Genomic DNA, 10,679 nt, shown 5'->3' with positions numbered 1-10,679 from the left:
CACGTTTTGTCGTTGAGGCTCGAACGATATTGCGTTGCACGAAACCTTCCAATTTGGCAATTTCTTTGGCTTGTTTTTCGTAATTTTTCGCTTCAAGGGCTAATTTTTCCGCCTTCAAGTCCATGAAAGTCGAATAATTACCCACATAACGGTCAAGCGAATGCGGATTCAAGTCCAGCGTAATCGTTGCTACCTTATCCAAGAAATAACGGTCGTGGCTGACGATGATCAAGGCGCCTTGGTAATTGACCAAATAATTTTCCAGCCAAGCAATGGTTTCGATATCCAAGTGGTTGGTCGGCTCGTCCAAGACCAAAAGTTCTGGTTTTTCCAGCAACATTTTGGCAAGGGCTAGGCGGGTATTTTGCCCTCCTGACAATTCCGAAATCTTCATTTGCCACATGGATTCATCAAATTTAAAACCGTTTAAAATAGCCTTGATATCCGCTTCGTAGGTAAAGCCGCCCTTCACGCGAAATTCTTCTGATAAGCGGTCATAATCTGACATTAACTGGTCAAAGGCATCGCCTGTCACCTCTGCCATCTGCATTTCCATGCGACGCAGACGGTTTTCCATGCTCCGCACGTCATCAAAAACGTGCAGCATTTCATCAAAAATCGTATTTTCCGATTCAAAACGGCTATCTTGTGCCAAATACGACAGGCTTAAATCCCGTTTTTGGTTAATCTCACCAGAAGTCGGTGCTTCTTCGCCAACCAAAATTTTCAGCAAAGTCGATTTTCCCGCACCGTTTCGCCCAACCAGCGCAATGCGGTCTTTTTCATCTACTTGAATATTGATATTATCAAATAACACATCGCCCGAAAATGAGCGTTCCAATTTATTACCTTGTAAAATAATCATAGGTCTATTTTACCAAATCACGAGTCGTTAAACTAGAAGAATGTCAAAAAATCTGCCAAAATCAGCAGATTTTCCAAACAAACCATTTTTAAGAAGCATAAAGTTTCTTGACATTTTCAATATCAACAGGCTGAATGCCATAATAAGAGCCTGATGATTGCATGACAGACTGTTGGCTATCATCGTGGTCCAAGCCAATCGCGTGCCCCAATTCATGCTCCGCCGTGTAAACAATTCGATAATAACTGTAACCGTAGTTGTTCTCCGTCAAATAATAGGTGTTCAACTTGACCTTGACATACTTGATTTCATTGGTGAGAGCATCGGTTTCAGCCTCGGCCACTCCTGCGGCTTTTGATTGGGCATCTGAGTACTCGGTCAAAACAATCCCTGCCAAACTCTTGTCAGGAACGATGTTGAAGGTAAAAGCCCCTGTATCATTCCAAGCCCTGATGGCTTCTTCATAAGCATAAACCAAGGTCGTGTTGTCCGTATCAATATAAACCGTCGCACTGGCATTTTCCCAACGCTCGCCCGCATGATGGCTGTCCTGGTCAATAGTGAGGTTGTTCAAACACCCAACCAAATCGTCATCTTGTGTGGACACATAAGTCACCACACGGTCTTTGACATCTAAAATAGCATTGGCAATAGCTGATTGGCTATGATTAGCGTAATAAAGCAAGCCAAAAATTAGAAGTCCCAGCACCACCACCGTCTCGACCAAACCCCAAAAAAGATTCCAAATCAGCCGAAACACAAGTCTGAGAATAAAGAAAATCATGTTTACAAAAGACCGCATCCACCTTCTCCTTTTTATGTATTTTTGAAAACGCTTAATTCATCATTATTACCTCAAGTATACAAAGCTTTGGCTTAAAAAACGAGAAAAAGCACCCAAAAATAAGGAAAACCTTATTCTTGAGATGCTCATTCTGCTCCTTTTCAAAACGGATTAACGCACTTCCATGACAACTGGTAAAATAGCTGGACGGCGTTTGGTTTGGTCAAACAAGAACTTAGCCACGTCATCACGGACAGCTCCTTTTAATTCGCCCCAGTCAAAACTGTCTTGTGCCAAGTAATTTTCAACCGTTTGGTTGACCAATTCTGCTGCCTCTTGCAAGATATCACGGCTTTTCTTCACATAAACAAAGCCACGCGTATGAATTTTAGCTTTTGATACGATTTTCTTTTCGCGTTTGTTGACTGTCAAAGCCACGATGAAAATACCGTCTTCTGACAAGACTTTACGGTCACGAAGGACGATATTGCCGACATCACCAATCGCATTTCCATCAATCATCACATCACCAGCAGGAACACTGCCTTCGTGGTGGAAACCATCTTTTTCAAGTACCATAACGTCCCCACGTTTGACAATATAAATGTCCTCGGGATACATCCCAACTTCTTGTGCCAAGTCTGCGTGGGCAGAAAGGTTGCGGTATTCCCCTTGGATAGGGAAGAGGTATTTAGGTTGCAACAAGTTAATCATCAATTGCAAGTCACGGGCATTGGCATGACCAGATACGCACAAATCTTGTGTGATGAGTTTAACCGTTCCACCTGCTTTGTAGATAAGGTTCTCAACGCGAGCCACAACAGCTTCTTTTGAAGTGCTTGGAGTGGTTACGATATACACCAAATCACCGTCTTTGATTTGAACATAGCGGTGACGTCCCAAAGCCATTTTTTGCAAACCATTGATTGGCTCACCCATACGTCCAGCTTCCAAGATAATCAATTCATGGTCTTCGAATTTATGCATATCTTTTGGCTTAACAATGAGTTTTTCATCTGCCACGCCCAAGCGTTTCATGCGAATAGCGGTACGGATGATATTTTCCGCATCAAAACCAGTCAAGACCACACGGCGACGGTGTTCAGCGGCAGAATCAAAAACTTGTTGGATACGAGAAAGGTTTGACGCCACAGCCGCAATGATAACACGCCCTTCGGCATTGGCAATCACGTCATCAATTTCTGCCCCAACTTCTGATTCACTAGCCGTTAAAACATGACTTGTCGCATTGGCAGAATCTGACAACAAAGCCAAAACGCCGTCACGACCAATTTCAGTCAAGCGTGCTAAGTCTGTACGGTAGTATTTACGGGCAGCTTGGTCAAATTTAAAATCACCAGTATAGACAATTTGACCTTCATCTGTACCAACCACAATCCCTAAACTTTCTGGAATAGAATGGGTCGTTTTGAAGAAGGAAATGGTCGCATCCGCAAACTCAATCTCTGTTTCTGCGTCAATGACATGAAACTGATTGAATTTCTTCACATTGTTGTTTTTCTTCACAAAAAGCTTAGCAAGCTCAATCGTAAGTGGTGACCCAAAGACAGGTACCTTCATTTCTGACAAAATGTAAGGCAAAGCCCCAATTGCATCTGCGTGACCATGTGTCAAGAAAATCCCTTGAACACGTTTTTTATTTTCAATCAAATAATCTAGATTTGGAATGACCTCATCAACACCCAATTGTTCATTTTCAGGATATTTCAAACCAGCATCTAAAATAAAAATAGAATCGTTCACTTCAACCACATACAGGTTTTTACCGTTTTCACGGACTCCACCTAGGGCAATTAGTTTAATATCGCTCATGACGATGTTTTCTCCTTCATTGATTTTTTAATACAAGCAACGCCAGTTGCTTCATGATAATACAAACGGTCCTTGCACCAAACGGTTAACAAGTCGAATTACAGCTCTTTCATTATAGCATATTTTCAGAAGATTTTCTTCTTTTACACTTGGAAAGATTGCTTTAAACAGCAAAAAAAGATACCCTAAGGCATCTTTCACACATTTAATCAAACAGCTGGTAGTAATCCGCAATCGTCATGTCTTTCTTTTCCTCTTGATTGAGGTCTTTGACGATTTTACCATCTTTCATGACAATCAAGCGATTACCATAATGCAAGGCATCCTCCATGTGATGGGTAATCATCAAGGCTGTTAGTTGGTCCTTTTGGACAAACGTATTGGTCAAATGCATCAGAGAAACGCTGGTTTTGGGGTCAAGGGCTGCGGTGTGTTCATCCAGCAGCAACAATTCAGGGCGTTTGAGCGTTGCCATCAATAAACTCAAGGCCTGACGTTGTCCCCCAGATAAAAGACCTGTCGGCGTTTCCAAATGCTTTTCCAAACCATTGCCAGTCTTAGCCACCAAGGCCTGAAATTCTTCTGTAAAAGCGTGAATGTTGCGAGGGACCAAACCACGTTTTTCGCCACGGTATTTAGCAATAAGGAGGTTTTCTGCCACGGTCATTCGAGGAGCCGTTCCCATCTTAGGGTCTTGAAAAACACGCGCCAAATCACTCGCTCGTTTCTCAGCAGGCAAATGGGTCACGTCCTTACCCAAGATGAAAATGCTGCCGCTAGTCAACATCAAAGTCCCCGCAATCACGTTGAAAAGGGTTGATTTTCCAGCACCATTGCCACCCAAAATTGTCAAAAAATCATGTTCATAAATCGTCAAATTCACATGGTCAAGGATGGTTTTGACATTATCCAAACCGTTATTAACCTGAACGGTCGCTTCTTTTAATTCTACAACTTTTTTCATCGCGATAAGGTCACTCCTTTGAAAAATTTATCTTTGAGAACAGGTACCATAAGACAAATAGCCAAAATAATGGCACTAAACAATTTGAGGTAGTTGGTATTGAAACCAAGTGCAATCACGCCAGCAATCAAGAATTGGTACAAGATAGCTCCCACAACCGTTGCCACAAGACGTTCTAATAAGGTCAGATTGGTCGAATAAAGAACCTCACCAATGATAATGCTAGCCAAACCGATAACAATGACACCAATCCCTTTTGACACATCAGCATAGCCATCTTGCTGACTAATCAGAGCACCTGACAAGGCAATCAGCCCATTTGAAACCACCAAGCCCATGACTTCCATACGGTCGGTATTGATGCCAAAACTCTTAGCCATATCACGATTATCACCCGTAGCAATATAAGCCTGCCCAAGTTTTGTATATAGGAAGAAAATCAGCCCCGCAATCACGAGAATAACGGCTAACAACCCAATCACCAAAAGGTTAGTTGTTGCTGAAAAAGGCAGCAAGTCTTGAATGGTCTTAATATCCAGCAAACCAAGATTAGCACGCCCCATAATCATCAGCATGATAGAATTACATGAGGTCATTACCAAAATCCCTGCCAAAATGGTTGGAATTTTACCTTTGGTGTAGAGTAAGCCAGTCACAAGACCTGCCACACAGCCTGCCAACATTCCCGCAAAAGTCGCTAGAATAGGATGAATGCCTTGATTCATCAAGGTAACCGCCACTGCACCACCCAAGGGGAAAGAACCCTCAGTCGTCATATCTGGGAATTTCAAAATACGAAACGTGAGGTAAATACCGAGTCCAAGAATTCCCCACAAAAGCCCCTGTGAAACCGATGAAATAATCATGTGCCTCTCCTTTTCTAATTCTTATCTGCCTCAACGGCTACGGTTGCATGAGACAAAACGTCTTCTGGAATAGTAATGCCAAGCTCCTTAGCCGCTTTTAAATTCAAGGTTGGTGTTCCTGTATTGACCACCTTAACAGGAACTTCTGATACTTTTTTACCTGCCAATAATTTCACGGCAATCTTAGCCGTTTCGACACCCAAATCGTATTGGCTCTGTGCCACAGAAGCAATGCTTCCTTGCTCAACCATGGTATCCACGCATGAGTAAATTGGGATTTTAGCTGCGTTGGCTGCACTCACAACGCTCGTGAAAGCTGAAGCAATGGTGTTGTCCTGAGGAACAAAGATAGCATCGACTTTGCCAGTCATCACAGACATGGTTGTTGTGATTTCATTAGTTGACGGCACAGCGTATTCCACAACATTGATGCCAGCAGATTTGGCATATTCTTTAAATTGAGCCACTTGTGACACTGAGTTGTCCTCGCTGCTAGCATACAAAACACCAATCGTTTTCGCATTTGGCGTGATGCTCTGGATGAGTTCTACCGTTTGTTTGAGCGGTACTTGGTTGGAAACCCCTGTTACATTGCTATTTGGTTTCCCAAGATTTTTAACCAATTTTGCTCCAACTGGGTCTGAAATAGCCCCCATCACAACTGGGATATCACTCGTAGCCGAAGCCAAACCTTGTGCCGCTGGCGTTGCAATCCCAATCAAAACATCGCTTTTAGCATTGACCAATTGCTTACTCATGGTCTGAATCTTACTTTGATCCCCTTCAGCATTTAAAACCGTGATATCCGCATTTGACTTGTCATAACCCGCATCAGCCAAACCATCTTCAATCCCTCGCTCAATCTCATCCAAAGCCTCGTGGGTCACGTATTGCAAAATACCGATTTTAACCTTTTCATTGCGATGCGAATCACTCTTGGTTTGGTCATAAAGCATTGACCCCACCACTAATACCACTAAAACAATTAACGTTCCAATAAGTCCTTTATTTTTCATACGTGTCTCCCTTTATCTCACCTATTAAAGACTGACTTTGCCAGTCAAACCATTCTCATCATTGCCATATCATCGAGCCTGCTAAAAAGAAAAGCGTGTAGTAAATGCCTACTACACGCCTTATCCAACTTTGTCATTAAGACTAGCGCATAGATACTTTTTAGAAGTACTCTAAAAGTCGTATCTATGCCACAACATAAACACAACTCTACCTACGCCAACCTTGCCAACTTGTAAGAGCTTGTGTCATGTTCATCCTAATATCCTCCTGAAATAGTGTTTTTTATAATTATATACTAAATTCTGAAAATTTCAAGAGATTTGATTAATTTTTTTGGGCTATAATTATATCTCTTGTTTTCTCGATTTCTCTAAGTGCTGGAGACATACAAATGTTAATATTGTGGGTTACTTCTCAATTTGTAAATCATTTCTGAAATAAAAATACCTGCTTCATTTTCGTAACCGATAAAATCGTTGACGTCTTCTAGTTGTTCGTCAAAGATATCGATTTCATTTTTGGAATAATCTTTATCGTATTCCCAATTTGGCAAGTGACTACTGATTTTTTTGAATTCATCACTTGAATAAATGCTATTTAGTTTCATTTTTATAAACTCCATGTCGTTTTCTGATGTTTCTTCGTGTTGGATTGGTTGATACAACATTACCAGTATCTGGATTGACAACGACGGTAGAGACTGCACCACGATATTGTTTCGATGGTAAACCGTCCTTATCGTACTTAGTATTTGTTACTTCCAGCGGATTAATTAAAGCATCTGTCAATGTCTGAATTGTACCACCACGTTCAATAGCTCTTTCAGTTGTATGTTTTGATATTCCTGTAATTTCTACATTGTCAACTGCTTTCACGCAAATTATACCATTTTCTAACTCTCTACGCTTAACTAAAATAGCTTTTTTTATGGTATAATATAGGGATTGAACACATGAGATTAGAAAGGAGGCGTCGTAAGGTTATGGGGCTTTGATGCTGCTACTGACAGCCTTACGGCAACTTTTATCATGTCATTTGATGGTTTTTTTCTACACCATTTAACCAAGGAACTCCAAGGCGAGCTGATTCATGGGCGGGTGCAAAAGGTCAATCAGCCTTTTGAGCGTGAACTTGTCTTGACCATTCGGAACAATCGTCAAAATTACAAGCTTCTTCTATCTGCTCACCCTGTTTTTGGGCGGGTGCAAATTACAAAAGCAGATTTTCAAAACCCGCAAACGCCTAATACTTTCACGATGATTATGCGGAAATACCTGCAAGGTGCGGTGATTGAGGATATTCGTCAAATCGAAAATGACCGTATTTTGGAGATTGCCTTTTCTAATAAAAATGAAATTGGCGACAACATCAAGGTCACTTTGGTGGTTGAAATCATGGGAAAACACAGCAATATCATTTTGATTGACAAGGCTGAGCACAAAATCATCGAATCTATCAAACACATCAGTTTCTCTCAAAATAGCTACCGTACGATTTTACCAGGTTCAACTTATGTTGCCCCTCCTCAAACCAATGCCAAAAATCCTTTTACCGTGCCAGACCAGACCTTATTTGAAATACTGCAAACGGAAGATTTGGCACCACGTCACCTGCAAAAACTCTTCCAAGGTTTAGGACGTGATACGGCTGAAAACCTCTCTCACCAACTCAGCACAGACAAATTAAAACAATTCCACGCTTTCTTTAATCGTCCTGCCCAACCCAATCTGACTGAAAAATCGTTTGCGCCAGTGCTATTTGAAGATAGCAAGGAAACGTTTGACAACTTGTCAGAATTACTGGATATATTCTACCAAGATAAGGCTGAGCGTGATCGTGTAACTCAGCAATCCAGCGATTTGATTCATCGGGTGCAAACGGAATTGGACAAAAACATCAAAAAACTGGGCAAGCAAGAAAAGGAATTACAGGCGACTGAAAACGCGGAAGAATTTCGCCAAAAAGGGGAACTTTTAACCACTTACCTCACGCTTGTGCCCAATAACAAAGATTCTGTGGAGTTGGACAACTACTACACCAACGACAAAATCCGTATTGCACTGGATAAGAGCTTAACACCAAGCCAAAATGCTCAACGCTATTTCAAAAAATACCAAAAATTAAAGGAAGCTGTTAAGCATTTGACGGGGCTTATCCAAGAAACAAAAGACACCATCACTTACCTAGAAAGTGTGGAAACAGCCCTCAATCATGCGTCGCTTTCAGACATCGAGGACATTCGTGACGAATTGGTGGAAACTGGTTTTGTCAAACGTCGCACGCGCGACAAACGTCACAAACGCAAAAAACCAGAACAATACCTTGCTTCAGACGGCAAGACCATTATTCTGGTTGGGCGCAATAATCTTCAAAACGATGAATTGACTTTTAAATTGGCCAAAAAAGGGGAACTTTGGTTCCACGCCAAAGATATTCCTGGTAGTCACGTGCTCATCAAAGACAACCTCAATCCTAGCGATGAAGTCAAAACAGATGCAGCTGAATTAGCGGCTTATTATTCTAAGGCAAGGCTATCTAACCTCGTTCAGGTGGATATGATTGAAGCTAAGAAACTCAACAAGCCAACTGGTGGTAAGCCAGGTTTTGTGACTTACACAGGTCAAAAGACCCTACGCGTCACACCAACAGAAGAAAAAATCAATAGCATGCGTTTGCCATAAACATAAAATATCCCTCCTAGGTGACCTAGGAGGGATATTTTATCTGAGATTGTTAATCATCTACTTGACCGTTGCCAATTTTAGAATGGCGGTAGCCATAGACAAAGTAAATAATTGTACCAAGAACAAATGAAATGAAAAATCCAATCCATGCTTCTGTGCCACATTGAGTCATCAATGACAAACAGATGATAATAGATAGAATTGGTAGAACAGGTACAAATGGTGTTCTAAATTCACCTTCTTTTGGCTCTCCGTGTACGCGGCGCAATTGAATCACACCTAAAGCCAACAAAATCAAGTAAGCTAAAGTAACGATATTAACCAATAAAGCGAGAAGTTCTATCGGTAAAATACCTGCAAAAATCATGGTAACAATACCCACGAAAATAGTCGCATTATTTGGCACCTTGCTTGTAGCTGATACTTTTTGGAATTGCACTGGCAACAAACCATCACAACTAATGTTGTAAATAATACGTGACAAGGCATACATCATTGAAATGCAGACAGTTACCAAGGTCAAAATAACTACAACTGACACGAAATTCCCTGCCAGTGGGAAACCGATGCTACGAAGCACAAACGGTACTACGTCAGTAATATTGAGTTTGGTGTAGTTCACCGTTCCTGTCAAGACTAAAGTAAATAGAACATAAAGCAAAGTTACCAAACCGATTGAAATGAAAATCCCTTGAGGAACTTTCTTTTGTGGGTCTTTGGTTTCATCAGCCGCCATACAAATGGACTCAAAACCAAGAAAAGCAAAGAACATGAGTGTCGCTCCTGCCATAATACCCGTTTTACCGCCATAAAGTTGACCAAAACCATACGGGGCAAAATTGCTCCAGTTATCCACATTGATGGCTGTCAAGCCCAAAGCGATGAACAAAATCAGCACCGCTATTTTACAAACAACCAAAACAGAATTAAAACGAAGCGCTGTCTTAGACCCTCTAAGTACCAAAATGGTCACAAAAAGCAGCAACAAGACAGGAACAATATCAATGTAAGTACCATTTGCAGGGTTAAATGGGCCACTCAAAGCCTTTGGCAACGAGATACCAAAGGTTTGCAGGAAGGCTTTGAAATATTCTCCCCAACCAGATGCTGCCGTTGAAATAGCACCGAGGAATTCAATAATCATAAACCATCCAGCAATCCAAGCAGGATATTCACCAAAAACTGTATAAATATAGCGATAGACGCCACCTGAATGAGGAAGTCGAGATGAAAATTCAGCAAAGAACAATGCTGACATTGTCACACAAATAGCGGCAATAATAATAGAAATGGTGATAGCAGGACCAGCATACTCTGCTGCACTCGTTCCTGTTATCGTGAAAATTCCAGTCCCCACAATTGACCCAACACCTAGAAAAATCAATTCTGATAATCCAAGGTGGCGCTGTAGATGCGATTTCTTTTGAGTCATGGGAGCTTTTCGAAAGATATCCATACACTCTCCTATGTAAAAAATAAACTCGTTGGTCTTTTTCCTTTGCAAACTATGTCCGTTGGGATGCTTGCTCTTTTTACCAACGATACCCAATCTTATTCTAATATAGCCTTACCAAGTGATAGCCCTTACCATCACAGACAAAGTGAACTACACAACGAACTCTATTTTAGTATAAATATACGCAAAAATCAACACCATGTTGGGGAG

Annotated in this window: 10 protein-coding genes; 1 reads left to right on the top strand and 9 read right to left on the bottom strand. The window is 41.3% G+C overall.

Annotation, left to right across the window (positions count from 1 at the left end; translation table 11 throughout):
- From B3473_RS06390 to B3473_RS06355, 8 genes are all read right to left on the bottom strand, one after another.
- Positions 1–865: ABC-F family ATP-binding cassette domain-containing protein (locus B3473_RS06390; RefSeq protein WP_293677979.1), on the bottom strand; the 865-nt coding region annotated here is incomplete at its 3' end.
- Between the two features lie 88 nt (positions 866–953).
- Complete coding sequence (locus B3473_RS06385; RefSeq protein WP_154454255.1) at positions 954–1,667, bottom strand: matrixin family metalloprotease; 714 nt, start codon at positions 1,665–1,667, stop codon at positions 954–956.
- 153 nt (positions 1,668–1,820) lie between these two features.
- A complete protein-coding gene (locus tag B3473_RS06380; protein ID WP_235281003.1) occupies positions 1,821–3,482 on the bottom strand; it encodes a ribonuclease J in 1,662 nt (553 codons plus the stop codon).
- A 205-nt stretch (positions 3,483–3,687) separates the two neighbouring features.
- The gene (locus tag B3473_RS06375; protein ID WP_154454257.1) at positions 3,688–4,446 is read right to left on the bottom strand and encodes an ABC transporter ATP-binding protein; all 759 of its coding nucleotides are present in this window, start codon (positions 4,444–4,446) and stop codon (positions 3,688–3,690) included.
- Positions 4,443–5,312 carry an ABC transporter permease gene (locus B3473_RS06370; RefSeq protein ID WP_154454258.1) on the bottom strand — a complete coding sequence of 290 codons (870 nt, stop codon included), beginning with the start codon at positions 5,310–5,312 and terminating at the stop codon, positions 4,443–4,445. Before B3473_RS06370 ends, B3473_RS06375 begins: the two co-directional genes overlap by 4 nt.
- Before the next feature lie 14 nt (positions 5,313–5,326).
- Positions 5,327–6,328 (bottom strand): tryptophan ABC transporter substrate-binding protein, encoded by a 1,002-nt coding sequence (gene trpX, locus B3473_RS06365; protein ID WP_154454259.1) that lies wholly within the window; start codon positions 6,326–6,328, stop codon positions 5,327–5,329.
- Between the two features lie 395 nt (positions 6,329–6,723).
- Positions 6,724–6,936, bottom strand: coding sequence for a hypothetical protein (locus B3473_RS06360; RefSeq protein ID WP_154454260.1), 213 nt, complete (start codon positions 6,934–6,936; stop codon positions 6,724–6,726).
- Positions 6,923–7,204 carry a hypothetical protein gene (locus B3473_RS06355; protein WP_154454261.1) on the bottom strand — a complete coding sequence of 94 codons (282 nt, stop codon included), beginning with the start codon at positions 7,202–7,204 and terminating at the stop codon, positions 6,923–6,925. The genes B3473_RS06360 and B3473_RS06355 overlap by 14 nt, the downstream gene beginning before the upstream one ends.
- A 153-nt stretch (positions 7,205–7,357) precedes the next feature.
- On the opposite strand from B3473_RS06355, the gene B3473_RS06350 reads away from it, so the two are divergent.
- Positions 7,358–9,010 (top strand): Rqc2 family fibronectin-binding protein, encoded by a 1,653-nt coding sequence (locus B3473_RS06350; RefSeq protein ID WP_154454262.1) that lies wholly within the window; start codon positions 7,358–7,360, stop codon positions 9,008–9,010.
- Positions 9,011–9,062: 52 nt separating this feature from the next.
- On the opposite strand, the gene B3473_RS06345 is transcribed toward B3473_RS06350, so the two are convergent.
- Complete coding sequence (locus B3473_RS06345) at positions 9,063–10,469, bottom strand: APC family permease (RefSeq protein WP_154454263.1); 1,407 nt, start codon at positions 10,467–10,469, stop codon at positions 9,063–9,065.
- Positions 10,470–10,679: the final 210 nt, after the last annotated feature.

This window comes from Streptococcus sp. UBA632, assembly GCF_002300045.1.
Classification (GTDB): Bacteria; Bacillota; Bacilli; order Lactobacillales; family Streptococcaceae; genus Streptococcus; species Streptococcus alactolyticus.
Note: the sequence above shows the minus strand (reverse complement) of the source record. Positions and strands in the feature narration are given on the sequence as shown.